Annotated in this window: 23 protein-coding genes and 1 tRNA gene; 13 read left to right on the top strand and 11 right to left on the bottom strand. The window is 42.2% G+C overall.

All coding sequences use genetic code 11. The features are described from left to right. Positions 1-5: 5 nt before the first annotated feature. Positions 6-335 (bottom strand): HesB/IscA family protein, encoded by a 330-nt coding sequence (locus tag AC6I5C_RS03370; protein WP_053976390.1) that lies wholly within the window; start codon positions 333-335, stop codon positions 6-8. Positions 336-510: 175 nt separating this feature from the next. Here AC6I5C_RS03370 and thiL point away from each other — a divergent pair, with 175 nt between their 5' ends. Further along, positions 511-1,557 carry a thiamine-phosphate kinase gene (thiL, locus tag AC6I5C_RS03365; protein ID WP_076662530.1) on the top strand — a complete coding sequence of 349 codons (1,047 nt, stop codon included), beginning with the start codon at positions 511-513 and terminating at the stop codon, positions 1,555-1,557. Here thiL and AC6I5C_RS03360 read toward each other — a convergent pair. The 4 genes from AC6I5C_RS03360 to AC6I5C_RS03345 all read right to left on the bottom strand — a co-directional run bounded on the left by AC6I5C_RS03360 (position 1,554) and on the right by AC6I5C_RS03345 (position 3,815). Beyond that, positions 1,554-1,778, bottom strand: coding sequence for a DUF1660 family phage protein (locus tag AC6I5C_RS03360; protein ID WP_082331980.1), 225 nt, complete (start codon positions 1,776-1,778; stop codon positions 1,554-1,556). The two genes, thiL and AC6I5C_RS03360, sit on opposite strands and share 4 nt — an antisense overlap. Positions 1,779-1,998: 220 nt before the next feature. Beyond that, positions 1,999-2,262 (bottom strand): DUF1660 family phage protein, encoded by a 264-nt coding sequence (locus AC6I5C_RS03355; protein ID WP_053976393.1) that lies wholly within the window; start codon positions 2,260-2,262, stop codon positions 1,999-2,001. A 62-nt stretch (positions 2,263-2,324) separates the two neighbouring features. Further along, positions 2,325-3,101 carry an alpha/beta fold hydrolase gene (locus AC6I5C_RS03350; protein ID WP_497903939.1) on the bottom strand — a complete coding sequence of 259 codons (777 nt, stop codon included), beginning with the start codon at positions 3,099-3,101 and terminating at the stop codon, positions 2,325-2,327. A 57-nt stretch (positions 3,102-3,158) separates the two neighbouring features. Then, positions 3,159-3,815: a hypothetical protein gene (locus AC6I5C_RS03345; protein WP_497903938.1), complete on the bottom strand. Its 657-nt coding sequence runs from the start codon at positions 3,813-3,815 to the stop codon at positions 3,159-3,161. A gap of 107 nt (positions 3,816-3,922) precedes the next feature. On the opposite strand from AC6I5C_RS03345, the gene AC6I5C_RS03340 reads away from it, so the two are divergent. Next, positions 3,923-5,248 (top strand): aspartate kinase, encoded by a 1,326-nt coding sequence (locus AC6I5C_RS03340; protein ID WP_497903937.1) that lies wholly within the window; start codon positions 3,923-3,925, stop codon positions 5,246-5,248. A gap of 63 nt (positions 5,249-5,311) precedes the next feature. On the opposite strand, the gene AC6I5C_RS03335 is transcribed toward AC6I5C_RS03340, so the two are convergent. Next, entirely contained in the window at positions 5,312-6,604 is a 1,293-nt protein-coding gene (locus AC6I5C_RS03335) for an aminopeptidase P family protein (RefSeq protein WP_497903936.1), read from the bottom strand. Positions 6,605-6,753: 149 nt separating this feature from the next. Here AC6I5C_RS03335 and AC6I5C_RS03330 point away from each other — a divergent pair, with 149 nt between their 5' ends. The 8 genes from AC6I5C_RS03330 to AC6I5C_RS03295 all read left to right on the top strand — a co-directional run bounded on the left by AC6I5C_RS03330 (position 6,754) and on the right by AC6I5C_RS03295 (position 15,557). Continuing rightward, positions 6,754-7,623 carry a hypothetical protein gene (locus tag AC6I5C_RS03330; RefSeq protein ID WP_497903935.1) on the top strand — a complete coding sequence of 290 codons (870 nt, stop codon included), beginning with the start codon at positions 6,754-6,756 and terminating at the stop codon, positions 7,621-7,623. Positions 7,624-7,735: 112 nt separating this feature from the next. Then, complete coding sequence (locus tag AC6I5C_RS03325; protein ID WP_053976399.1) at positions 7,736-8,413, top strand: succinate dehydrogenase cytochrome b subunit; 678 nt, start codon at positions 7,736-7,738, stop codon at positions 8,411-8,413. A gap of 14 nt (positions 8,414-8,427) precedes the next feature. Further along, positions 8,428-10,440, top strand: coding sequence for a fumarate reductase/succinate dehydrogenase flavoprotein subunit (locus tag AC6I5C_RS03320; protein ID WP_497903934.1), 2,013 nt, complete (start codon positions 8,428-8,430; stop codon positions 10,438-10,440). A gap of 10 nt (positions 10,441-10,450) precedes the next feature. Continuing rightward, positions 10,451-11,197, top strand: coding sequence for a succinate dehydrogenase/fumarate reductase iron-sulfur subunit (locus AC6I5C_RS03315; protein WP_076662536.1), 747 nt, complete (start codon positions 10,451-10,453; stop codon positions 11,195-11,197). 83 nt (positions 11,198-11,280) lie between these two features. Continuing rightward, a complete protein-coding gene (locus AC6I5C_RS03310; protein ID WP_497903933.1) occupies positions 11,281-13,050 on the top strand; it encodes a MutS-related protein in 1,770 nt (589 codons plus the stop codon). A 225-nt stretch (positions 13,051-13,275) separates the two neighbouring features. Continuing rightward, a complete protein-coding gene (locus AC6I5C_RS03305) occupies positions 13,276-13,593 on the top strand; it encodes a hypothetical protein (RefSeq protein WP_497903932.1) in 318 nt (105 codons plus the stop codon). A gap of 337 nt (positions 13,594-13,930) precedes the next feature. After that, positions 13,931-14,953: an XdhC family protein gene (locus tag AC6I5C_RS03300; protein ID WP_497903931.1), complete on the top strand. Its 1,023-nt coding sequence runs from the start codon at positions 13,931-13,933 to the stop codon at positions 14,951-14,953. Between the two features lie 13 nt (positions 14,954-14,966). After that, positions 14,967-15,557 carry a nucleotidyltransferase family protein gene (locus AC6I5C_RS03295; RefSeq protein ID WP_497903930.1) on the top strand — a complete coding sequence of 197 codons (591 nt, stop codon included), beginning with the start codon at positions 14,967-14,969 and terminating at the stop codon, positions 15,555-15,557. A 1-nt stretch (position 15,558) separates the two neighbouring features. Here the strand turns inward: AC6I5C_RS03295 and AC6I5C_RS03290 are convergent, their stop codons facing one another. The 3 genes from AC6I5C_RS03290 to AC6I5C_RS03280 form a co-directional block, all read right to left on the bottom strand. Beyond that, entirely contained in the window at positions 15,559-17,757 is a 2,199-nt protein-coding gene (locus AC6I5C_RS03290; protein ID WP_497903929.1) for a xanthine dehydrogenase family protein molybdopterin-binding subunit, read from the bottom strand. 6 nt (positions 17,758-17,763) lie between these two features. Next, positions 17,764-18,228 carry a (2Fe-2S)-binding protein gene (locus AC6I5C_RS03285; protein WP_497903928.1) on the bottom strand — a complete coding sequence of 155 codons (465 nt, stop codon included), beginning with the start codon at positions 18,226-18,228 and terminating at the stop codon, positions 17,764-17,766. A 140-nt stretch (positions 18,229-18,368) separates the two neighbouring features. After that, a complete protein-coding gene (locus tag AC6I5C_RS03280; RefSeq protein WP_497903927.1) occupies positions 18,369-18,902 on the bottom strand; it encodes a hypothetical protein in 534 nt (177 codons plus the stop codon). Positions 18,903-19,640: 738 nt separating this feature from the next. Here AC6I5C_RS03280 and AC6I5C_RS03275 point away from each other — a divergent pair. Next, positions 19,641-20,525: a hypothetical protein gene (locus tag AC6I5C_RS03275; RefSeq protein ID WP_497903926.1), complete on the top strand. Its 885-nt coding sequence runs from the start codon at positions 19,641-19,643 to the stop codon at positions 20,523-20,525. A gap of 70 nt (positions 20,526-20,595) precedes the next feature. Here AC6I5C_RS03275 and AC6I5C_RS03270 read toward each other — a convergent pair. After that, positions 20,596-20,672: transfer RNA gene (locus AC6I5C_RS03270), tRNA-Pro, on the bottom strand. A gap of 126 nt (positions 20,673-20,798) precedes the next feature. Here AC6I5C_RS03270 and AC6I5C_RS03265 point away from each other — a divergent pair. Then, positions 20,799-22,436 (top strand): M14 family metallopeptidase, encoded by a 1,638-nt coding sequence (locus AC6I5C_RS03265; RefSeq protein ID WP_497903925.1) that lies wholly within the window; start codon positions 20,799-20,801, stop codon positions 22,434-22,436. Between the two features lie 3 nt (positions 22,437-22,439). Continuing rightward, positions 22,440-24,170 carry a M14 family metallopeptidase gene (locus tag AC6I5C_RS03260; protein ID WP_497903924.1) on the top strand — a complete coding sequence of 577 codons (1,731 nt, stop codon included), beginning with the start codon at positions 22,440-22,442 and terminating at the stop codon, positions 24,168-24,170. Between the two features lie 15 nt (positions 24,171-24,185). On the opposite strand, the gene AC6I5C_RS03255 is transcribed toward AC6I5C_RS03260, so the two are convergent. Continuing rightward, complete coding sequence (locus AC6I5C_RS03255) at positions 24,186-24,956, bottom strand: oxygenase MpaB family protein (protein WP_497903923.1); 771 nt, start codon at positions 24,954-24,956, stop codon at positions 24,186-24,188. Positions 24,957-24,991: the final 35 nt, after the last annotated feature.

The following is a 24,991-nucleotide window of genomic DNA, read 5'->3' as shown; positions in this document are numbered from 1 at the left end:
TCAATTTACAGTGAAAACGACTCACCACAACCACAAGTTCTGTTTGCATTTGGGTTGTTGAATACAAAACCGCTTCCATTTAAACCTCCGGAATACTCCAAGGTGGTACCTATCAGGTATAAAAAACTCTTTTTATCTACGATGATTCTTACACCATTGTCCTCAAACACCTTATCATCGCCTTGCTGTTCCTTGTCAAACTTTAAGTCGTAAGACAGACCAGAACACCCTCCGCTTTTCACACCTACCCGAACAAAATCAGTGGCAGAATTATAGCCATCTTCGGCCATTAATTCCACAACTTTCTTTTTAGCCGCTTCTGATACTTTTATCATAATAATGTAGATTACATCTAAATAGACTGCAAATATACAATATAAGTAGGCTTAATCAAGCGAACCTAACATTATATTAGCAAATAGGTCTATAGAAACTATTGATGCCCTAGGGCGCTGTCCATTATCTTAAAAATGATTCCACAAATCATCCAATTATCCTTAAATTTGCAGCATGATAGAAGACAAGAATCAAGCCCGTACCCCACTTAGTGAACTTGGAGAATTTGGACTTATAGACCATTTAACCAAGAACTTTAAAATCACTCATGAATCTACCATCAAAGGCATTGGTGACGACGCCGCTGTTTGCGATTTTGGTAACCAGCAAGTAGTGATCACCACAGATTTATTGGTGGAAAATGTGCATTTCGACTTGAGCTATATGCCATTGAAGCACTTGGGGTACAAATCCGTTATGGTAAATCTTTCCGATGTATACGCCATGAATGCCATGGCCAGTCAAATTACCGTGTCCATTGCTGTTTCCAACAGATTTCCTTTGGAAGCTTTGGAAGAATTATATGCCGGTATTGAAACGGCTGCCAAGATTTACGGGATTGATGTTGTGGGCGGAGATACGACGTCATCTACCAAAGGCCTACTTATTTCAGTAACTGCTTTTGGAACTGCCAACAAAGAAGATATTGTGTACCGCAGTGGCGCCAAACCGAACGACCTATTGGTAGTAACCGGAGATTTGGGAGGTGCCTATATGGGACTTCAAGTTTTGGAACGCGAAAAGAAAGTGTTTGAGGTGAACCCAAACAACCAACCAGATTTGGACGCTTACACTTATATTATCGAGCGACAATTGAAACCAGAAGCTAGAAAAGATATTGTTACATTATTGAAGGACTTGGATGTTAAACCAACTTCCATGATTGATATCAGCGATGGTTTGTCTTCAGAAATTATGCATTTATGCAAAAACAGTAAAGTGGGTGTAGAACTTTACGAAAACAAAATACCTTTAGATCCGCAGGTTATTTCTACCTGTGAGGAATTTGAAATTGACAGTACAACCATTGCCTTAAATGGCGGTGAGGATTACGAATTGTTGATGACGATTTCGCAAGAGGACTTTCCTAAAATTAAGGCCAATCCTAACCTGTCGATTATTGGCTATATAACCGAAGAAAGCCGTGGCATGCATTTAATCACGCGTGGAGAAGAAGCAATTCCTATTATTGCAAAGGGGTGGAATGCTCTAAACAGTTAAGAACAGTGATGCTCTAATTTTCGTTTGGTCCTTTTTTCATAAAGTTGACCAAGCAATTCATTGATTTCCTTTCGGGTATCGGTCAATGGAGTCAGGGCACCAGTATCGCTTGTTGTCACTTGTTTTTTACAGAACTTACACTCATACTCTTTCACATAGAGCGTAACCTCCTTTTTCATCACAAAATGATGATCGAAAAGTTTACAAATTAAAGTTTTCAAAGCGCTATTCAATTAATTATTAGGGACTCCTAACTTAGTAAAAAAATTGAATTGAGCAAGAACTTTAACGTTAATAAATTAACAGGTTTTTTCTTTCAAAAGAAGAAGATGAAATATTCAGCAAAAACGCACTGAATATCAGCAAAATAAAATTTTAAATCGTTTTTCGGAAGAAGATTGAAAAACAACTAAAAGTTAAAAAGCAAAGAAAGAGTTTTCCTTAGTAAGCAGCAGATCCCAAAGTTTTGGACTGCATACGCATCATGCGTCTAGTATAAACTTGCTCCAATAAGCTATTTATTTCTTGATACTTAGGAGTGAGTTCTCTTAAATGACCATCGCTATCGGTAGTGAGTTGTCTTTTGCAGCATTTACATGTATATTCCTTTACATGCATCGTCACCTTTTTGGTTACTTCATAATTGTGGCCAAAAACACCACAATATAATTTAGCTGCGGAATTGGGGTTAGTTGTTTTTTTCATAATCGCTTATTTTGAGACAGTTAAACTTAATGAAAAAAACAAATTAAATTCGTCAAAACGAACTATTTTTCGATGAAATGCATTATTTTGTAATCCAATTCTTCTTTATTTTCAATATAGCTCATATGTCCATCTGGAAATTCAACCACTTCAATATCTGAATTAGCCACATAGGCCATAACACTTTCATAATCCAAAACAGGATCCTTCAAACCAATTACCAACAACTTTTTATACGACCCATTTACAAATTGCCCCCTCCTATCCTTCCTCACTTTCATACCTTCCAAAGCTGCAACTATTCCCTGCAAGGGAGTTTTTAGCGCTTCGGCACGCACTTGAGCGATTGCTTCAGACAAACGTTCTCTATTATCTTCCGCAAACAAATTGGCAATAGCCATACTTACAAAAGCTTTGTAGTTTTGCTTTACCGCTTTTACAGCCCTATCTCTATTCAACTGGCGTTCTTCACTATCTGCTTCCGCTGTAGAATTCAACAAACAAACAGCAGATACTTTATCAGGAAACAATTCTGCCCACGCCAAGGCTACATAACCTCCCATGGAATGCCCAATAACCGTAGCCTCTGAAACACCAAGGTGACCCAAAACGGCATTCACCATATCAGCCATATCTTCCATCGTATGGATATACCCCAAGCATTCCGTTTGGCCATGCCCCAACAAATCAATAGAAATCACCTTACAAGTGGCATTTAATGTTTTTGTGAGATGCTGCCACATTTTGGCATTTTCCAAAAAACCATGCAGCAACACCACAGGCTTCCCTTCACCCGAAACTTCAAAATGCACCAAAATCTCTTTATACTGAATCGTCATATCTAACTTAATTTAAATGCAAAGATAACCTTATTTCATATTGACCTACCAACACAACTACCCCTTCAACCTCTTAATTACAGAAAACGCCTTATCTATTAAATGATCCTCAATAAGCACAGTGAACTCGTTGGTAGTAGAAACCACCTCGTACAAGGAAATCCCTTCCCAAGCCAACCTCTTAAAAATTTGATAGTACAAACCGGTGACCCTAGAGTTGTCCTGAGGCAAACTGATGCTAATTGCCGACAATTGATCTACCATTCCTATTTGTTGTTCTTCACTAAAATACTCCACAACGTTAGATGCCTCGGAACTAGAAATGATGATATTACTTTCATGAATCCCTCTGGTGAAGGCGTAAAAAATACTACTATTCAATCCAACATGCTCCAAAATCCTAGAGTGACTATGAATAAGCGTTTTGGAATTCTGAAAGGTAAAGTCCGTTAAATTAGAACGTACGGTAATATCTCCCAAACCTTCCAGCACCTTCTTCAACTTAACGGAATTACTCAAATTTTGCGGCGGACTATAGCGTCTCAACGCCATCATGATAGCGCCTGACTTTACCGGCTTTTTCAGCATATCACTTACAGATGGCACCAATTCTTCAGCCAAGGCACTATAATTAATAATATTCCTTGCTAAGGCCTCTTCCAAAAAAGGTTGAGACACTAACAATTCACTGACACAGGAAGCAATAGTTTTCATTTTGTTAATTATTTAACGTGATGTGCAAATTTAGCATAATATTTTTATTTTCATTCTACAACAGCACTTTATAAATACCTTTGCCCCATCAAAAAAAGTATAAGACTATGTTAGTATTAAAGTTTGGAGGGACTTCAGTTGGTTCTGTAACCAACATGACCAATGTTAAAAATATCATTAACGATGGCAACAAAAAAGTTGTAGTGCTATCGGCCATGTCTGGAACAACCAATGCTTTGGTGGAAATTTCAGAAACTATAAAAGCCAACAACATCAGTGAAGCAAAGCAATTAATTGCTGCGCTAAATGACAAGTACCAAGATGTTATTGCCGAACTACTTCAAAACGACACCCTAGCCTCTGAAGCACAAGCTTACATACTTAGCGTCATAGAACTACTTTTGTCTTGCACCGAAAAGAAACATAGCGAACTTCTATACAATATTATTGTATCGCAAGGTGAGTTGTTATCCACTTTCCTGTTCACACAATTCCTAAAACAAGAAGGTATCAACGCACAATTGATTCCAGCTTTGGAATTCATGCGAATTGACAAAGCACATGAGCCAGATAACTTCTATATCAAACAAAACCTAAATAGAATTATAGGAGAACTTCCAGAAGCCGACATTTATATCACCCAAGGGTTTATTTGTCTCGATGCCGAAGGAGAAGTTGCCAACCTACAACGAGGCGGAAGCGATTATACCGCGACCATTATTGGTGCTGCCGTAAGAGCTGAGGAAGTTCAAATTTGGACTGATATCGATGGCTTCCACAACAACGACCCTCGATTTGTACAGGACACCCACGCCATCTCAAACCTATCTTTTGACGAAGCTGCGGAATTAGCCTATTTTGGCGCAAAAATCCTGCACCCACAAACCGTAATGCCAGTGCGCGATTTGGATATTCCGGTAAGATTAAAAAACACCATGGCACCTGCTGCTTACGGAACTTTAATTACCAATAAAATCCACGGCGAAGGCATCAAAGCCATCGCTGCCAAAGACGGCATTACCGCCATCAAAATCAAATCAGGCAGAATGTTGTTGGCACACGGCTTCTTGAAAAAAGTATTCGAGATTTTCGAGAAATACGAAACGTCCATCGACATGATCACCACTTCAGAGATTGCTGTATCCCTAACCATTGACGATACCACAAACCTATCTCATATTGTAGAGGAATTGGAAAAATTCTCTTCTGTAGAAGTAGACGAATACAGAACGATTGTATGTGCCGTTGGAAACAATATCGTGTACCATCCGGACACGCCTAAATTGTTCCAAATCCTTCAGGATGTCAACATCAGAATGATTGCCTACGGCGGTAGCAACAATAACATTTCGTTGCTGATCAATACCAGCGACAAAATAGAAACCCTAAGAAAACTAAACCGCTATATTTTTGAGACTGAAATGGTCGACTAACCAAATCTCAAAACAAAAAAGGACGTTTTTCAACGTCCTTTTTTTATTTCAAATTATGAGCAATTATTGGTTCATCAAGTCTTCGATTTCCTCAGCTTTTATCGGAATATTAGCCATTAAGTTAAATGGTTCTCCACTTGGCTGCACTACCACATCATCTTCCAAACGTATTCCAAATCCTTCATCCGGAATATAAATTCCCGGCTCCACAGTAAACACCATGTTAGGCTGCATAGGCTCAGTTAAAATACCATAATCATGCGTATCCAAACCAATATGATGGCTGGTACCGTGCATAAAGTATTTCTTATAAGCTGGCCAATCTGGGTTTTCATTTTGCACATCGGCTTTATCCAAAAGCCCAAGCCCTAAAAGTTCTGAAGTCATCAATTTTCCAACCTCCACATGGTATTCCGCCCAAAGAGCACCTGGCACCAATAATTTGGTCGCCTCATCCTTCAACCTTAAAACAGCATTGTAGACTTCCTTTTGTCTTTTGGTAAATTTCCCAGAAACAGGAATCGTTCTACTCAAGTCGCTGGAATAATTAGCATATTCAGCAGCTACGTCAAACAAAATCAAATCACCTGCCCTACACTCTTGGTTGTTCTCCACATAATGTAGCACGTTTGCATTGTTACCCGAAGCAATAATAGGCGTATACGCAAAACCTTTGGAACGGTTACGTAAAAACTCATGCATAAACTCAGCCTCAATTTCAAATTCCCAAACACCCGGTTTCACAAAATCCAAAACGCGACGGAATCCCTTTTCAGTAATATCGCAAGCCTTTTGCATCAAAGCAATTTCAATAGGATCTTTTACAGAACGTAAGCGCTGCAAAATAGGATTGCTCTTGGCAACGCGGTGCGCAGGATATTTATCTTTGAGCCATTTGGCAAATCTAGCTTCGCGTGTTTCAGTTTCAACATTGGCCCTATAATGTTCATTGGTGTTGATATACACCGTATCGCATTGCGTCATCAATTCGAACAACACTTTTTCCATGTCCTTCAACCAATACACCGTCTTAATACCAGAAGTTTCAAACGCCTTTTCTTTAGTCAACTTCTCCCCTTCCCAAACAGCAATATGCTCATTGGTTTCTTTCAAAAACAACACTTCTCTGTTCTTAGGGTTTGGACAATCTGGAAAGATTACCAAAACACTCTCCTCTTGATCAACCCCACTTAAATAAAAAATATCTCGGTGCTGCTCAAAAGGCATGGTGCTATCGGCACTAATTGGGTAAATATCATTGGAATTAAAAATCGCCAAACTTTTAGGCTCCATTCGGGCGGCAAAGTTTTTACGGTTTTTAATAAACAATTCGCGATCTATAGGTAAGTATTTCATAAAATAAAAATTTAGATAACAAAAGTAAATAGATTCTATCAGGATATCAACTTAATAAACATTTGTTACAAATAGCAGTCTCTTAAGTCAACTCTCAAAAATTATACTATTTTTAAAGCTTTCGAGTTATATACAAAAACCCCAATCTTATGAAATTTTTAAAACTTAGTATACTAGCTTTAATCACAATGATGATATCCTGCAGCGAAGACCAAGACGACAACATCCAAAGTACAGATCCCAACCTAATTATTAAGTTGAAATTCGATCCTACCCAGGAACGTCTCAACAATTTAGGACAACCATCAAGCATTCCAGAGGGCAATGCCGCACAATCTCCCACCATCACCCGCATGAGCGCGAATTACATTGAATTTGCCCCAGACCCCTATACGCCATTAGGAGAAGGAGAAGTCATTTTTATGGGCCCGGAAACCCCAGCAGGAGGCGCCAACGCCATCGACTTTCAAAATGCCACCTTTGGCGCAGATGGCGATGTATTTTTGAGCATTCCCCTAAGCCAAGTCACTTCCGGAACTTATGAATGGGTGCGCGTATCACTAGCCTACCAAGAAGGGGAGATTGATTTACTTGTAAATGGAGCAGAATACACAGGAACTTTGGCAAGTTTTGTAGGCTACAACACCTACATCACTTCCTTCAATTTGAACGGCAGCACTTTTGAGGTAAACGATAACCGTCTCCAAGGATTTTGGGCTTTTGAAGCAGAAGGCTACACCTCTGAAGGGCAAGCTCCAGAAGGCGCCACTACAGTACCAAATCCATTGTTTGATTCATCTCCTATTCCGCAGGGATCTTGTGTGGTAACCGGTGAGTTTGAAGAAGGCTTCGCCATAACCGGAAACGAAACACAAGATATTGAAGTTACCCTATCATTTTCCATCAACAACAGTTTTGAGTGGACCGAAGTAAATTTTGACGGAAAATATGAACCCGCAGCGGGAGAACAAGTAGTCGATATGGGACTAAGAGGCTTAATTCCAACGGTATCAAACTAAGCGACTTTTGAATCTGTTTAAAATCATTCTAAATACTTAATTTAAACTACAGCCCTTTGCCTAAATCTCTTTTGAAGTGTATCTTTGTTCGATAAAAATTAACTTCAAAAAAATGAGCGGATTTCTTAAATCTTCGATAGGAAGAAAAGTGGCCATGGCACTTTCGGCCTTCTTCCTAATGTTTTTCTTAATAATTCATTTAGCAGTAAACATCACATCACTTTTTAGTCCTGATTTATTCAATGAATTATCACATTTCATGGGAACAAATCCTTTGGTGCAATTGGCCTTACAACCGGTATTGATATTCGGTGTTGTATTCCACTTTGTAATGGGGTTTGTATTGGAATTAAAAAACAGAAAAGCCATTGGGGTAAAATATGCACAAAACAATGGTGCGGCCAATTCTACTTGGATGAGCCGAAACATGATCATCAGTGGTGTTGTTGTATTAGCATTTATTTTGCTTCACTTCATCGACTTCTGGATTCCTGAACTTAACGTAAAATACATCCATGGCGACATGTCTGGATTATTGCCAGATGGCGAAAGCTACCGTTATTTTGAAGAACTGCAACACAAATTTGTATCTCCTATCCGTGTAGGAGCCTATGTAATTGCGTTTGTGCTTTTAGGCTTACACTTGGCACATGGATTTACATCGGCCTTCCAATCTATGGGAGCGACTGCAGGACGTAAAAAAACGATGCAACAAATAGGGAAAGCGTACTCTGTAATTATCCCACTAGGATTTATCATTATCGCTTTATTCCACCACTTTAACCATTAATCTTAAATACACAAATGGCTTTAGATTCAAAAGTACCAAAGGGTCCAATTAAAGATAAATGGACAGACTATAAAAATAAAATCAACTTGGTTAATCCTGCCAACAAACGTCACATTGATGTTATCGTGGTAGGAACAGGTTTAGCAGGAGGTTCTGCTGCAGCAACCTTAGCCGAATTAGGATATAACGTAAAGGCTTTTGCCTACCAAGATTCACCACGTCGTGCGCACTCCATTGCTGCACAAGGGGGTATTAATGCCGCCAAAAACTATCAAGGCGATGGTGACTCTACTTATAGATTATTTTATGACACCGTAAAAGGTGGCGATTACCGTTCTCGTGAAGCGAACGTATACCGCTTGGCTGAAGTATCTGCCAACATCATCGACCAGTGTGTGGCGCAGGGGGTTCCTTTCGCTAGAGATTATGGTGGATTATTGGACAACCGTTCGTTTGGTGGGGTTTTGGTATCCAGAACGTTTTACGCCAAAGGACAAACAGGACAACAGTTATTGCTAGGAGCTTACTCTGCTATGAACAGACAGATTGCTCGTGGTAAGATTGAAATGTTTAACAGACACGAAATGTTAGACGTGGTAATTGTAGACGGTAAGGCCAGAGGTATTATTGCCAGAAACCTTATTACCGGTGAAATAGAGCGCCACTCTGCACACGCGGTTGTGATTGCATCTGGTGGATACGGAAACGTATATTTCCTATCAACAAACGCTATGGGATCCAACGCTACGGCTGCTTGGAAAATCCACAAAAAAGGAGCGTATTTCGCAAACCCTTGTTTTACGCAAATCCACCCAACATGTATTCCTCGTTCAGGTGATTACCAATCTAAGTTGACCTTGATGTCGGAATCTTTACGTAACGACGGACGTATCTGGGTACCTAAAAACATGGAGGATGTCATGGCCATTCGAGAAGGCCGCAAAAAGCCTACCGATTTATCGGAAGACGAAAGAGATTACTACTTAGAGCGTCGTTACCCTGCCTTCGGAAACTTGGTGCCACGTGACGTAGCATCTCGTGCCGCAAAAGAGCGTTGTGATGCTGGTTACGGTGTAAATGCCACTGGAGAAGCCGTGTACTTGGATTTCGCTTCGGCGATAGAACGCTACGGTAAGGAGCAGGCTAAAATTCACAATATTGACAACCCAACAGAGGCTAAAATATACGAGTTAGGAAAAGGAATCGTAGAAGCTAAGTACGGTAACTTATTCCAGATGTACGAAAAGATCGTTGATGAAGATCCGTACAAAACTCCAATGATGATTTACCCTGCAACCCACTATACAATGGGTGGTGTTTGGGTAGACTACAACTTGATGACGACCATTCCTGGATGTTACTGTATTGGGGAAGCCAACTTCTCAGATCATGGTGCCAACAGACTTGGAGCTTCAGCCTTAATGCAAGGTTTGGCCGATGGTTACTTCGTTTTACCATACACGATTGGAGATTATTTGGCTGACGATATTCGTACAGGAAAAATCCCAACAAACTCTAAAGAGTTTGACGAAGCTGAAAAAGCTGTTACTGACAGAATCAACTTCTTTATCAATAATAACGGAACGAAATCTGTAGACCACTTCCACAAACGTCTTGGTAAAGTAATGTGGGACAAAGTAGGGATGGCGCGTAACGAACAAGGTTTAAAAGAAGCCATGGCCGAAATTAAACAGATTCGTGAGGAATTCTGGAAAGACGTAAAAGTACCAGGAAACGCCAACGAAATGAACCCTGAATTGGAAAAAGCAGGTCGTGTGGCCGATTTCTTGGAATTGGGTGAGTTGTTCGCTAAAGATGCCTTAATGAGAGAAGAGTCTTGTGGTGGTCACTTTAGAGAAGAATCTGTTGAGGAAAGCGGTGAGCAAAAAGGAGAAGCAAAACGTAACGATAAAGACTTTGCCTTTGTTGCTGCATGGGAATACAAGGGAGAACCTGCCGATGCAGTACTACATAAAGAAGAACTAGAATTTAAAGATATTGAACTAAAACAACGTTCATACAAATAAGATTGACATTATGAATTTAACACTTAAAATTTGGAGACAGAAAGACTCAAATGCAAAGGGTCAAATGGTCGATTATAAAGTTACTGATATTTCAGAGCATATGTCTTTTCTTGAAATGATGGATGTTTTGAACGAACAATTGGTAAACACCGGAGAAGAGCCAGTAGCCTTCGATCACGATTGTCGTGAGGGTATTTGCGGAATGTGTTCGCTCTACATTAATGGTGAAGCGCACGGTCCAGACCGTGGAGTTACTACCTGTCAATTGCACATGCGTATGTTCAAAGACGGTGACACCATTACCATCGAACCTTGGAGAGCTGCAGCATTCCCTGTAATTAAGGATTTAGTTGTAGACAGAACCTCTTTTGAGCGCATTCAGCAAGCTGGAGGGTATATCTCGGTAAACACGTCTGGGAACACGCAAGATGCCAACGCTATTCCTATTTCCAAGCATGCTGCCGATGAAGCCATGGACGCCGCCACCTGTATCGGGTGTGGTGCCTGTGTAGCCACTTGCAAAAACTCTTCTGCCATGTTATTCGTAGGGGCCAAGGTATCGCAATATGCCTTATTGCCACAAGGACAGGTAGAAGCAACAGACCGTGTATTGAACATGGTAAGACAAATGGATTTAGAAGGATTCGGAAACTGTACCAACACAGGAGCTTGTGAAATTGAATGTCCTAAAGGCATTTCATTAGAGAACATTGCTCGTATGAACAGAGAATTCTTAAAAGCTACTATAAAAGGATAAGCCTTTCATAGCGATTGATATTAAAAATCCTAAGCATTACTGCTTAGGATTTTTTTTGTTTCTTTAACCTTCATTTACATGCCATGGAACAACCTACAACCTTCTATAAAACCCAATTAGAAAACCATCAAAATCATTTAAAGCAATTCAATAAAAAATTGGTGGCTTTAAGCTCTCTGCGCCTAACGGTCTTTTTGGTTGCCGCCATCGGCATTTACTTTACCTTCAGCACATGGCACTTTGCTTTGGCAATAGGAGTTATAGGAACCTTTTTCTTTGTATTCCTGCTCTCAAAATACACCGATTTAAAACGCCAGCGTGCCTTAACCAAAGCCTTGATCAACATCAATGAAGCCGAGTTGGACATGCTCTCAGGCAACTATGACAAACAGCCTACTGGAGAAAAATTCTTAGATCCGCACCACGCCTATAGTTTAGACATTGATCTCTTCGGAAAAGGCTCCTTTTTCCAAACCATAAATCGCACTAAAACCAAAGAAGGCAAACGGTATTTAGCAAATACCTTAACCGCCAATAACATTGTCAACATCGCCAAACGCCAAGAAGCCATTAAGGAACTCACCAAGCTCCCCGAATGGCGTCAAAACTTTGCGGCTTTAGCCTCCTTAATTCATGTGGAAACACCAAACAAGGACATCATTAATTGGCTACAACAATACAAACCCTTTGCAAAACAATTATTTAAATACCTTCCCTTAGGGTTTAGCATAGCGTCTTTAGGACTATTGGCATTAACGGTATTCCAACTCATCCCAATGTCCATCATCGGCTATTGGTTGTTATTAGGACTCATGATCACGGGGCGTCATTTAAAGAAAATAAACATACTTGCCGCTCATACCGATAAAGTAAAAGATACGTTTCGTCAGTATGCACAATTATTGCAACAAATTGAAGCGCAAACGTTCCAATCGAAACTCCTAACCGAGAAACAAGAACAGATTCAATCCCATCATAAAAAGGCCTCGGACATATTTGGACAATTGTCAGGCTACCTAGATGCTTTGGATAATAGAAACAACCTGATCTCCGCCGTTTTTGGAAATGGCCTGTTCCTAACCGACCTAAAACATAGTTATCATATCGAACAATGGATAGCAACTTATAAGGAAGTGACCAAAGAATGGTTTGACGTTGTTTCCTTTTTTGAAGCTTATAACTCTTTGGCCAATTACGCCTTTAATCAACCTGAGTTTGTGTACCCTAAAATTGTGCAGGACCAATCCTTGATCCATGCCAGAGGTTTGGGCCACCCCTTATTGGATACCAACAAACGCATCACAAGCGACCTCATCATCGACAACCAACAGTTCTTTATTGTTACTGGCGCCAACATGGCGGGAAAAAGCACCTTTTTACGTACGGTGTCTCTGCACATCGTGATGGCCAATGTTGGGCTTCCGGTATGCGCTCAAGAAAGCAGCTACCACCCTATCAAGTTGATTACAAGCATGCGCACCACCGATTCCTTGACCGATGACAGCAGTTATTTTTTTTCAGAGTTGACCAGATTAAAACATATCGTGGACGCTATCCAAGACGAGCCTTATTTCATCATCTTGGACGAAATCCTAAAAGGCACCAATAGCACCGATAAAGCCATTGGCTCCCGTAAGTTTGTGGAAAAACTAGTGGCCACACATGCTACGGGCATCATTGCCACCCACGACTTGAGTTTATGTGAAATAGAAAAGGAATTACCGCCTGTTGCCAACTATTACTTTGATGCCCAAATAGTGAATGACGAACTATTTTTTGACTACAAGCTCAAAAAAGGCATCTGCCAAAACATGAATGCCAGCTTCCTACTTCAAAAAATGGGGATTGTGTAATCGTATAACACAAACAAAGCACTCATACACTGTACTCAAATAAAAGTCTAGTAACAACTAAAAGACATTAAATAAAAAGATTACAACAATCCTAATTAATATATAAAGATCATAATCCAGTTTATCCCAAAAATCACATTTCAACTTAATAAAATGAAAAATAAATTACATTCTAGGATAAAGGTTGTTTGCACACTCTTACCTCTAATTTATTTAAATAGCTGCTTGAATTTAAGCTCATGTAATTCAGATGTTGAAGGTGAGTATACATGTGAAAAACAAGAAGACGTTAAGGAATATTTAAAACTTAACAGTAATGGCACTTACGTACACTACATTGGAGGGGAATTTGACACATGGTATAAAGGCAATTGGGAATGGATAAACGATGGTTATTGTAATATAGAATTAGTTCCTTGGTTCAATTTTGAACAAGGAAAAGTTGAAGAATATAACAATCAAATTTATGTTCCTGAAAATGGATACTTAAATCCAACGATTGACGGAAGAACTCTAGATAGTTTTATCAAAACAAATCAGTAGAATATCTAGAATTACAAAATGATCGAACACAAAAAATAAAAAACTTTACAACCCTAAATTTTCCTGTATTCTTCATAAGTAAATTACTCCCTCTTTGTCAGAATATGATTTTCAAGATTTCAATACCTCATTCCGGTGCCACCAGAACCTCTAGTAATTCCCCCTTTGAATGGGGCCTAAGGGGAATGTCAGCTTGTCGTCCACAATTGGGTTTCCTTCATTTTTGTACGAGCAAAGAAATCGAAGATTCAGCGCAGCTAAAATGAGCAGCCACACCACAAAAACTAACAAGGTAAAATCCCTTTCAACCTACCCCAAGATTTTGTACTTTTAAAGGATGACCCATGAATTCAAAAACATCCTAGAACAGACCCATAGCAGCCAAAAAAGGCACCTAAAACACGTCTTGGCAACCGTCGTGGCTCTAGACGGCTCCTCCTACAGGAAACCCGGGGTACAGATGCTCATTGATGAAAACGGCCATATCACAGGTGCCGTAAGCGGTGGCTGTGTGGAAAAAGAAGTCGTGCTGCAATCACTATCGGTGTTTAAGAAGGATATACCCAAAGTGATGACCTACGAAGGGCGCTATCGACTGGGCTGTGAGGGCACTCTTTTCATTCTATTGGAACCCTTTAGCATCACAGAAACAGCCTTTAACACCATACAAAAAGAACTTTCGACACGTAGGCCCATGCAATGGACTTCCTATTTTCAAAAGGAAGATAAAACAGATGCCTCGTTTGGTTCGGTGTTAAAGCTTGAAAATGGTACGCACATAGCATTTAGGTCAGACGTGGATGAAGTGAGTTTACAAACTGAGCACCTCAGTTTTCAACAGGAATTCACCCCACTCTCACGATTGATTATTATTGGGGCCGAACACGATGCTGTACAGCTTTGCAAATCGGCTGCCCAATTAGGTTGGGAAGTCCTATTGATAGCCTCCCCAAAAGACCCCAAGAACGACATAGATTTTCCAGGCGTTTCCTCCATATACCACCTCAACCCAGAGCAGCAATGGCCCCTGCCTATCGATGCGCATACGGCCATTGTGCTCATGACCCACAACTATGCCCGCGACCTGCACTTTGTGTTACAGTTGTCCGAAACCCAGCCTTTTTATATGGGCATTTTGGGCTCCTATCACCGAAGGGAAAAGCTACTCAATGAACTCATAGAACACCAACCCGATATTGCTTCGGAATTTTTGGACGGCATTTTTAGCCCTGCAGGTATAGCCATTGGCGCCATCACACCACAGGAAATTGCCCTTTCCATCCTTAGTGAAATCATTGCGGTAAAGCGCCATCGGGAAGTGCCCTCCCTTCGGTCCTACCTCCGGAATATCCATCCCTAACACTACAAGACCTATGTCACACAGTGCCATCATCGTTTTAGCTGCAGGGGAAGCTAGCCGCATGCAGCAAATCAAGCAATTGTTGCCTTATAAAAGCACCACGCTTTTAGGCCATGCCCTTACAACCGCGCTTGGCACACAAGCCAATCATACCCTTTGTGTATTGGGCGCCCATAGCCAAGAAATCTTAGAATATGGGATTCCGGATAACGTCATACCTATAGAAAACATACATTGGAAAGAAGGTATGGGAAGCAGCATTGCAGCAGCTTTACAGTATCTAAATGACGAGCTTCCAACGGTCAACACAGTACTCTTCACTTTGGCAGACCAACCTTTGGTTACCACCGAATACTTAAATATAATGCTGAAGACCTCGCAAGAACACAGCTCTAAACCTATAGCCACCAAGTATGGGACCTCCTTAGGCGTCCCTGCCCTATTTCCGAAGCGCTATTTTGAAATGCTAAAGTCACTTCAGGGAGAATCCGGTGCCAAAAGCATTCTGAAGGCACACCAATCGGAAGTGATGGCCTTGACACCAAACTTCGAGAATTTGGATGTAGACACCCCCGAAGCCTATCAAAAGATATTAAAACTGTAAACTAGCCCACAAATTTAGGTTGTTGTGGCACTACCATATACGGTTGCCTGTAGTAACGTGTGCCCGTCGCTTTGTAAAGCGCATTGGCCAAAGCTCCTGCCACAGGAGGCAACGAAGGCTCGCCAAGGCCTGTAGGCGCAATACCATTGTCCACAAAAAATACGGCAATTTCCAAAGGCGCCTCATTGTTTCTAATAAGATGGTACCCATCAAAATTTTGCTGTTGTGTGGCCCCCTTTTCAAAAGTCAACTGGCTATACATACAATGGCCTATGCCGTCAATGATACCGCCCTCAATCTGGTTAATGGCCCCTTCCTTGTTCACCACAATCCCACAATCTACCGCGCACCACACTTTTTTAATGCGAATATTGGCAGCATCCACCTTTTCCAGATCGAATACTTGGGCCACATAGGAATTATGCGAATAATAGGCTGCCACACCACGATATACATTGGGCATTTTACTTCCCCAATTACTTTTGTCGCGTACCAATTTCAGGACGCCTGCATAGCGCTCGGGATCGTAATCGTTACGTTCACCCACCGGATTTTTAATGGCTCTATCAAATAGCTGCAACCTAAAATCGATAGGATCTTTACCCGCAGCTTCCGCTACTTCATCCAAAAAGGACTGTTCGGCACCGGCCACAAAATTGGACCTTGGTGCACGCCAAGCCCCAGTAGAAATATTGGTATCAATACCATAATGCGTAGCCTTGTAATGCGCTACCGTACCAGCCGGAAACCTATCCGGAAACAACGGACTCGACGGAATCCCAGCCCCCTTCACTTCAAAAGCGGTAAGGTTCCCTTTCTTGTCCAAAGCAGCTCGGTATTGTATGTGGTACGACGGACGGTACGTCCCCTGTGTCATATCATCTTCTCGGGTATAGATTAATTTTATTGGGCCACCATAAGCTTTAGAAATAGCGGCCGCCTCCAAACCAAAGTTCCCATAGAGGCGTCTTCCAAAGCCACCACCCATGCGGGTCATATCTACAAAAATCTTGGATTCGGGCATGTTCAACAGACTTGCAGCCGATTGCCGCAACTGTTCTGGGGTTTGTATGGGGCCAATCAATCTTGCCTTATCTGCGGTAACGTCCGCAAAAAAGTTCATGGGTTCCATAGTATTGTGGGCCAAAAAGGCCCCGGTATACCCGCTTTCTACAACCTTCTCTGCCGAGGCAAATACCCCATCGGGGCCGCCATCCTTTCGGCCTACCTCTCCTTCACTCTTATCAAATACACTGCTAAAACTATCCAAATGTGCCGTAGTGGCTTCCAAAGTACTTACGGTTTTCCAACGTACCTCTAGGGCTTCTTTGGCTTTCATCACCTGCCAGGTGCTATTGCCTACCACTACCAAGAGCTCATTAAAGGCATTCACATCAGACCACTGTGGCTTCTCCAAAGCCGTATTCACAGTAAATATCTTTTTAATGCCCGGCATGCTCTTGGCCTTGTCGGCTTTATAGCCATCCAACTGCATTCCAAAAGCGGGCGGATGCACAATCATGGCAATGGCCATGCCCTTTTCCATATAATCCAAACCAAACAGCGGCTTCCCAGTAACAATGCCCTTGCCGTCCACGTTCTTCACAAAAGTCCCAATCAACTTAAAATCTTTCGGGTCTTTTAGCGGCACCTCTTCGGGTATCTCAATGGTAGCTGCTTCCTGCAAGAGGTCTTTATAGGCAATACTTTTTCCGCTAGGCAAATGTTTCACCATACCCTTATCGGTCACCAATTCATCAGGAGACATGCTCCATAATTTGGCTGCCGAAGCCAGCATTAAATAGCGTGCCGTAGCCCCCGCCATTCGCAAGCTGTCCCAACCTTGACGGATGGATTGACTCCCTCCCGCCAATTGGCGTGTATATTTTTCGGTGTCCAAGGGCGCCTGTTCTACCTGAACTTGGTCCCAGTCCACATCCAATTCCTCAGCCACAATAAGCGGCATCGAGGTTTTAACGTTCTGTCCTATTTCGGGGTTGGGCGACATGATGGTCACGGTCCCGTCTTCATTCATCCTGATAAAGGCATTGATGTTGAAGAGGCCCTCAACCGCTTCGGCATTGCTGCTACTGTGCGCCAAGCCCGAAAGCCAACTGAACTGTAGCATCAAACCGGCCCCGCCCACAGCGGAAACCTTTAAAAACGAACGTCTATTGAAATGGGTTTTAATGTGTGTCATGGCTGCTTATAGGTCTTTGGCGGCCATGGCAACGGCCTTATTGATTCTGGTATAGGTACCACAACGGCACAGATTGCCCGTCATGGCATTGCGAATATCGTCTTCGGAAGGGCTGGGATTGCGCTCCAATAGGGCGGCCGCACTCATGATCTGTCCTGCTTGGCAGTAGCCACATTGGGCCACATCTACTTCCAACCAAGCCTTTTGTACAGGGTGCGTACCATCTTTGGAAAGTCCTTCGATGGTGGTAAGTTTCATCCCTTCATTGGCCACGGCACTTACCGGCAAGGAGCACGAACGTACCGCGTTGCCGTTTAAATGAATGGTGCAGGCCCCGCACTGCCCAATGCCGCAGCCGTACTTGGTACCCACCAATTGTAAATGGTCCCTCAGGACCCAAAGTACAGGGGTGTCGGCCTCCACATCCACCTGATGTATGGCCCCATTTATGTGCAAGCTGTATTGTGGCATAGTGTGCAGTTTAGTGATTTGCAAAGATTTAAAGTTATGAAAACTTTAACGGATTTTTAAAAGCCTTAGCAGAATTTTAACGAATGGCAACATTGTTGCTCACAGCGGATTTACATTGAGGAATGTAGGTTTTACGAAAGTTAATATGTCTTCCTGCTGCCCTTTCGTCCAGCCAATACCTGTCTAGCGGCTTCATGGGCTTCGGGAAGTCTACAGGAATCATTCATGATGCGGCGTAATTCTCCAACGGTTCTATTGGCAAACTTTCCCATTAAATAGCTTACGCGTTCATCATCCAAAAACAGGTACAGATTCACGTTACCGTTCCTCTCTTTATACCCTTCATTAGCATTTTGGTTGGGATGCAACTCCAAACGTACTTGCAGATAAAACAAAAAGGACAACAGCACAAACACACCAATCTCCAAAGGAATTAAACGATCGGAATTAGCGGAATCCAACCAGTCCTCACTTCCTTTAAGTGCCGCAACAACCACTACCACACAACTCATAAAAAACACGCCCAAAGAAGCTTTTTGCAATTTCAAAAAAGTGTAGCAGGAAGGACATTGCAACCTACTTTTGGGATCGTGAAGAAACCATGTAGGCATCACACCAATACTGTGGTTACAATTGGGGCATCTGGCCATAAAAGGGGTTAAGCAAGCGCCCATAAGGCGCGGTTGGTTTGTAATTATAGGGCAATATAACCCTTTTTTCAACACTTAAAATTCCAAAATTTAAGCGCATCTCTGCCCCCCAACAATGCCCTCCATCAATCCATACAAACCAAAGACTTGTTATAGCTTGGTTCGTCTTTGGTTCTTGTTTCCTTCGAGGATTCTTCGTAAAAAGCCTTATTTTACGAGGAAAACTCGAAGAATCCTCGAAGAAAACCCCTAGAAAGGTATGTTAAGGAGTGGTTGATTGTCTGTTTTAAGTGGGTGTTTCTATGGAATGGTTTGGTTGGAAATATGGTTTAAAAACCCACTTCCGCCATGGGCGGAAAAACCTGTCATAAGCATAGAGAACAAATTCCGTTAAGAACTTGGGAAGCCTTGGACCAAGTTTAGGAATTTGTGAACGGTTTTGGGATTCTGGAAGAAGCACAAAAATGCCTACTGACAGGGCGTCTTTTCTTTTGGTTCGTTTTCTTTGGACGAGCAAAGAAAATGAACAGAAGCAATATGAAAGCTTCTACAGTCTCCAAATAACAAAAAAGCCGAACATAAGTTCGGCTTTTTTGTTATTTTTAGGTAATCACTCCAACCAAAGATGTATGCCATGAAACAAAACTCAGTTTTGCTGATCACACAATATAAAAACCATTAACTTTAGCAAAAAACAACAGCACTATATATTTAACCACCATGGTGTTTAACCGTATGTTGGGTATAATTACAAGAGGTACTATGAGTCTTAAACTCTCAAAATCGGAAAACCAAAATTACGAATCAGGGCTAGAGGATTTAAGTTACAATAGCGTAGACGAATTTCTAGAATTTTTGGATAATAGGTTTGATAAGATTTCATCGTCTTATCCACCTAGAAACCCGACCATGAAAGATTGGTCCCTGGAAAAGGTATTCTTACGAATGTTAAGAAGTGGAGAATTACTCTATTTTTTCTATGATTTTGCACTTAAGAATAACTCCCCCGAAATACTATTAAACTCTTTTTTCACTTTCAATCATATTAATTCTACTTACGAATTGGCTGGCGGTTACGACCACTGTTTAAGATTGAAACCAATTATGTATTGTTATGCAGGAAATAATTACGACTTAGTAGACAAACATCTACCAAAGGATATCGGAAAAAGTTCCAGCGGTCATCGGTTTTTAATTGCTGCAATCAATCTTATTCTGGCCATTAGAGGAGAATTAGACCAAAATGAAATAGAAAATGAAACGGAATTTTTCTTATCTAAAAAGAACACAAGATTTGAAACCGAAATTGTTAGTACGCTATTAGCTATTTTGAAAAAAAACGACTCTAAAATATCGATTCATCTAGGAGAAGTAACCAAACTGCATAAAAGTTCTAAATGGCTTCACGATTTCGACAACCCAATAGGAAAATACCTTCCTTTTTTTTCGTACGGTCTTTATTCAATGATTCATTTTCATTATGGTTACGAATTTCTATCGAAAATTAACACACCAGACAACAACATTTGGTGGCCAGAATTTGAAGAAATGAACATTGCCAACTGCTTTTCAGAAGGAAGGAATGTTGAAACTTTCACAGGAAAACTTGACTTTATTAATGAAATAAAACTATACCCAACAAAGTAAACTGCATTAAAACGCAGTTTATACAACCCCAGCAAAAACAAAAAAGCCGAACATAAGTTCGGCTTTCACTTGGTCGGGATGACTGGATTCGAACCAGCGACCCCTAGCACCCCATGCTAGTACGCTACCAGGCTGCGCTACATCCCGTTGTGACCTGTTGATTTTGAAATCAGCGACCAAAAATAAGCAACCGCCCCTTCTCTTCAAAACATAAAATCATCAAAATTTATTACATTTAATAGCGAAACCCTTGTAACCAATCCTTTGCGGCCTATGAAAACCCTCTATGCAAGCCTCTTTTATTGCCTTTTCCTTACTTGCCATGCCTTAATGGCGCAGGACTATCCCACCAACACCGACATCCATAAACGCCTTCAGGCCATTGCCAAATCCAGCAAGAATGCCAACCTAAGTTCCTTGGGAACAACCGAAGGCAACCAAGATATCTGGCTGTTGACCTTGGGAAGCGATAACCAAGACCAAAAACCGGGCATTGTCATAGTGGGCGCCACCGAAGGCCCTCATGTGCTTGGGGTAGAATTGGCCCTTCAGTTTGCCGAACGTCTATTGGCAGACCATCCAACCGTTTTAGAGCACACCACCTTTTATGTGTTTCCCAACATGTCACCAGATGCCTATGCACAGTACCACGCTGCCCTAAAATATGAGCGCTTGGGCAATGCCGTAACATCAGACCACGACCGCGATGGCAGTAAGGGCGAAGACCCTTATGAGGATTTGAATGGGGATGGCCTCATCACCCAAATGCGTGTAAAGAGCGCCTTGGGTACTTACATTCCCGCTGCGGAAGACAACCGCATGTTGGTAAAGGCCAACCGTGCCAAGGGTGAAGCGGGAACCTATTTGGTCTACACCGAAGGGATTGACAACGACAAGGACCACCAATGGAACGAAGACCCTGCCGAGGGCATCGCCTTCAACAAAACCTTCACCTATAAATTCCCCATATTTAAACCCTTTGCAGGTGATTACGCCGCTTCGCAAAAGGAAACCCGCTACTTTATAGACTACCTCTTTACCCAGCCCAACATTTATGCCTTTATCTGTTTTGGGCCCGAAAACAACCTGTCTACCCCACTAGCTTATAACAAACAGGGCACTGATAAAAAAATTATAAGCTCCATTTTGGAAGAAGATGCTACCGTGAATAAAATGGTGTCCGACCTATACAATGCCAATGTGAAGGCGAAGCCTTATAAACAGACCAATCAAGGCACCGGTGGCGACCTGTTTCAATGGGCCTATTTTCACTTCGGAAGGTTTAGTTTCAGCACTCCGGCATGGTGGATTCCAGAAATAAAAATCGAGACCAAAGAAGGCGAGGGTTCCAAAGAGAAAAAAGACAAAGACGACGCACTGCCCTATGAAGTGAACGTTATGAGGTGGGTTGAACAGGAAGGGCTACAGGAACTATTTGTGCCTTGGCAACCCATTACCCACCCCGACTTCCCCAACCAAACTGTGGAAGTAGGCGGACTACAACCATTTGCTACCACCACACCTCCCTTTAGAATGGTAGATAGCATTGCCATAAGCCATACCAATTTTATTGTGGAATTTACCAAACTTCAACCCAAACTGGAGTGGCACAATGTGCGCACCCAAAAATTGGATGGCGGCTTGGTGCGCATCACTGCCGACCTCTACAACAATGCGCCACTGCCCACCCACTCACAATTGGGTTCAAAATCCAGATGGCTGCAAAAGCTAAAGGTTAGCATCAACAAACCCCAAGAGCAACTGGTAGCGGGCAATCCTACGCAACTTATAGACCATCTTAAGGCCTACGAAAAAAAGACCCTAACCTGGATTGTCAAGGGCTCAGGAAATGTCACCCTCACAGCAGGGGCCCCACATACAGCATATGCAACCAATGCCTTAAAACTTTAAAAGATGAAGACTATAGTTCGTAACACCCTTTGCATTGTTTTATGTCTGGCAGCCCTGCAGTATGGGCAAGCACAGGAAAAGTTTTTTAGGGCCATTGGCACGCCCCATAAGCCCAAAGTACGGGTAAGCTGGAACCGCTACTATACCTATGAGGGCCTTAGGGACATTATGCAGCAGATAGCACAGGCATATCCAGATTTGGCCAAACTGCACAGTATTGGCAAGTCCTACCAAGGCAGGGACATGTTGATGTTGACCATTTCGGATTTTAAAACAGGGGACCCCGATACAAAACCGGCCATGTATATTGACGGGAACATCCATTCCAACGAAATACAGGGCGCCGAATTTTCACTCTATACCGCTTGGTACCTCACCGAAATGTTTGGCGAATTGGACTTTATCAACCAACTGCTTAAGGACAAAACCTTTTACATCATCCCAACCATCAACCCCGATGCGCGGAATAACTTCATGAATGAACCCAACACACCTCATTCGCCCCGTTCTGGTATGATAGTCTTGGATAATGATCTGGACGGACAAGCAGGAGAGGATGGCTATGACGATATTAATGGCGACAACCACATTACCTATATGATTCGCAAATCGCCCGATGGCAATTATATTAAAGACCCTCTCAATCCGAAGCACCTGATAAAGGTAGCACCCGAGCAACGCGGCGAATACGAATTTCTAGGCTATGAAGGCCTAGATAACGACGGCGATGGCGATGTTAACGAAGATGGCATTGGCTATTACGACCCGAACAGGGATTGGGGCTGGAACTGGCAACCAGACTATATACAACGGGGTGCCTACAAGTATCCTTTCAGCCTTCCTGAAAGCCGCAGCATTATGGAATTTGTCATGGCCCATCCCAATATTGCAGGGGCACAGACCTACCACAACTATGGTGGTATGATTTTAAGGGGCCCAGGAGCCGAGGAAGATTTGGATACTTATAACAAATCGGACGTGAAAATATACGATGCCATAGCCCATAAAGGCGAGGAAATCATTACCGGTTATAAATATCTGGTAGTATACAAAGACCTCTACTCGGTATTTGGTGGCGAGTTGGATTGGTTTTACGGCGGCAGGGGAATCTTCTGCTATTCCAACGAGCTCATGAACTCTTACCTTTATTTCCATAAAAACGAAGGCCGCGGCAACCGAGAGGAAGAATTAAAAGTGGACCAATACTTAACTTTCGGCGATGCCTTTGTAGATTGGAAAGAATACCAACACCCCCAATATGGCACCATAGAAATTGGCGGTTTTAAAAAGAACTTTGGCAGGGCACACCCAGGTTTCCTAATGGAACAGGACGCCCATAGGAATATGGCCTTCACCATTTACCATGCTTATCACACCCCTAAATTAAGTGTGACGGACGTGGCTGAAAAAAGCTTGGGCAATGGTTTAAGGGAAATTACCGCCACTATATATAACGAGCGCCTCATCCCTACACACTCCAGCCAAGACTTAAAATATAACATTGAACGCCCAGATTGGGTAAGTATTGATAAGGTAAACGTGGTGGCCGGCATGGTTGTGGACGACGAAGATTTCAACAAGGTCACCGAGCAAGTGGAGCATCCGGAAAAAATCAAGGTAAGCAACATCCCGGGAATGGAAACCGTAAAAGTACGTTGGATTGTTTCCGGCAACGGCAACTACCGTATTAATGTTAATTCTGCCAAGGGAGGCCTTGCGGAGTGGGTGAAATAAACCAAAAATGCATTATTAAGCCACCCCTGCCCAAGAATCCATAGCACTAATTTGTGCCTTATAAGCTTTAGGGAGCAATACGCTCTTGATAAGCCCATCTAGATGTAGATGTCTGCTGAATTGATATACAGGCACTACAGGTTTTAACCAAGCAACACCTGTAAAACCAAGCAACTGTTTCACCTGAGTAGGCACTACCAACTTTTGGGCTTCCAACAAAACTTGGTATCTGAAATTGCCCAAGTGTTTGCGGTATTGTACAAACAAATCTTCGGTATAACTGCTTTGTTGCAGATCGTTCTTTAAATGGGCCTCGCGAACGGGCAACCAAGCCTTATAATTGGGAGGCAGTTCCTTAAGTCCCATACGTAACCCTACCCTATAAAACACATTGTATACCTCTTCCTGCTCCTCGAGTGTTAAGGGCTTTTCCAACAGTTCATAGGCCGCAATAGAATAATAGATGAGCATAAACAACACATCTCGATACGCCCAATCCGGAATAGTATCGCCACGGCTTTGCTCCACCGCTGTATGAATCATTCGCATGGTATCGATAGCACGGTGCGCCTCAGACGCTAAAGAAAAGACAATGTTACGGGCATAGGCCACCGTAGAAAACAACCGCCCCAATGGATCTTGTGGTAACTTCCCCGTAAAGTACAGCCAATCCACCGCCTTGTTTAGGGCAAACTCAGCAGAGGCTCCCGCAAAAATAAATAGGATGGTATCACTCTTGCCCCAAATACGTCGCACCACCGATGCTTTTGAAACGAAATAATCCATAGCCTTTGTGTTGAGACTCTAAGGTACGGAATATT

This window comes from Mangrovimonas sp. sgz306409, from assembly GCF_059735265.1.
Note: the sequence above shows the minus strand (reverse complement) of the source record. Positions and strands in the feature narration are given on the sequence as shown.

Coding starts and splice junctions, on each gene's coding strand:
- AC6I5C_RS03370 (WP_053976390.1), bottom strand. CDS start 335: ATGATAAAAGTATCAGAAGCGGCTAAAAAGAAAGTTGTGGAATTAATG.
- thiL (WP_076662530.1), top strand. CDS start 511: ATGATAGAAGACAAGAATCAAGCCCGTACCCCACTTAGTGAACTTGGA.
- AC6I5C_RS03355 (WP_053976393.1), bottom strand. CDS start 2,262: ATGAAAAAAACAACTAACCCCAATTCCGCAGCTAAATTATATTGTGGT.
- AC6I5C_RS03350 (WP_497903939.1), bottom strand. CDS start 3,101: ATGACGATTCAGTATAAAGAGATTTTGGTGCATTTTGAAGTTTCGGGT.
- AC6I5C_RS03345 (WP_497903938.1), bottom strand. CDS start 3,815: ATGAAAACTATTGCTTCCTGTGTCAGTGAATTGTTAGTGTCTCAACCT.
- AC6I5C_RS03340 (WP_497903937.1), top strand. CDS start 3,923: ATGTTAGTATTAAAGTTTGGAGGGACTTCAGTTGGTTCTGTAACCAAC.
- AC6I5C_RS03335 (WP_497903936.1), bottom strand. CDS start 6,604: ATGAAATACTTACCTATAGATCGCGAATTGTTTATTAAAAACCGTAAA.
- AC6I5C_RS03330 (WP_497903935.1), top strand. CDS start 6,754: ATGAAATTTTTAAAACTTAGTATACTAGCTTTAATCACAATGATGATA.
- AC6I5C_RS03325 (WP_053976399.1), top strand. CDS start 7,736: ATGAGCGGATTTCTTAAATCTTCGATAGGAAGAAAAGTGGCCATGGCA.
- AC6I5C_RS03320 (WP_497903934.1), top strand. CDS start 8,428: ATGGCTTTAGATTCAAAAGTACCAAAGGGTCCAATTAAAGATAAATGG.
- AC6I5C_RS03315 (WP_076662536.1), top strand. CDS start 10,451: ATGAATTTAACACTTAAAATTTGGAGACAGAAAGACTCAAATGCAAAG.
- AC6I5C_RS03310 (WP_497903933.1), top strand. CDS start 11,281: ATGGAACAACCTACAACCTTCTATAAAACCCAATTAGAAAACCATCAA.
- AC6I5C_RS03300 (WP_497903931.1), top strand. CDS start 13,931: ATGACCCATGAATTCAAAAACATCCTAGAACAGACCCATAGCAGCCAA.
- AC6I5C_RS03295 (WP_497903930.1), top strand. CDS start 14,967: ATGTCACACAGTGCCATCATCGTTTTAGCTGCAGGGGAAGCTAGCCGC.
- AC6I5C_RS03290 (WP_497903929.1), bottom strand. CDS start 17,757: ATGACACACATTAAAACCCATTTCAATAGACGTTCGTTTTTAAAGGTT.
- AC6I5C_RS03285 (WP_497903928.1), bottom strand. CDS start 18,228: ATGCCACAATACAGCTTGCACATAAATGGGGCCATACATCAGGTGGAT.
- AC6I5C_RS03280 (WP_497903927.1), bottom strand. CDS start 18,902: ATGGGCGCTTGCTTAACCCCTTTTATGGCCAGATGCCCCAATTGTAAC.
- AC6I5C_RS03275 (WP_497903926.1), top strand. CDS start 19,641: ATGAGTCTTAAACTCTCAAAATCGGAAAACCAAAATTACGAATCAGGG.
- AC6I5C_RS03265 (WP_497903925.1), top strand. CDS start 20,799: ATGAAAACCCTCTATGCAAGCCTCTTTTATTGCCTTTTCCTTACTTGC.
- AC6I5C_RS03260 (WP_497903924.1), top strand. CDS start 22,440: ATGAAGACTATAGTTCGTAACACCCTTTGCATTGTTTTATGTCTGGCA.
- AC6I5C_RS03255 (WP_497903923.1), bottom strand. CDS start 24,956: ATGGATTATTTCGTTTCAAAAGCATCGGTGGTGCGACGTATTTGGGGC.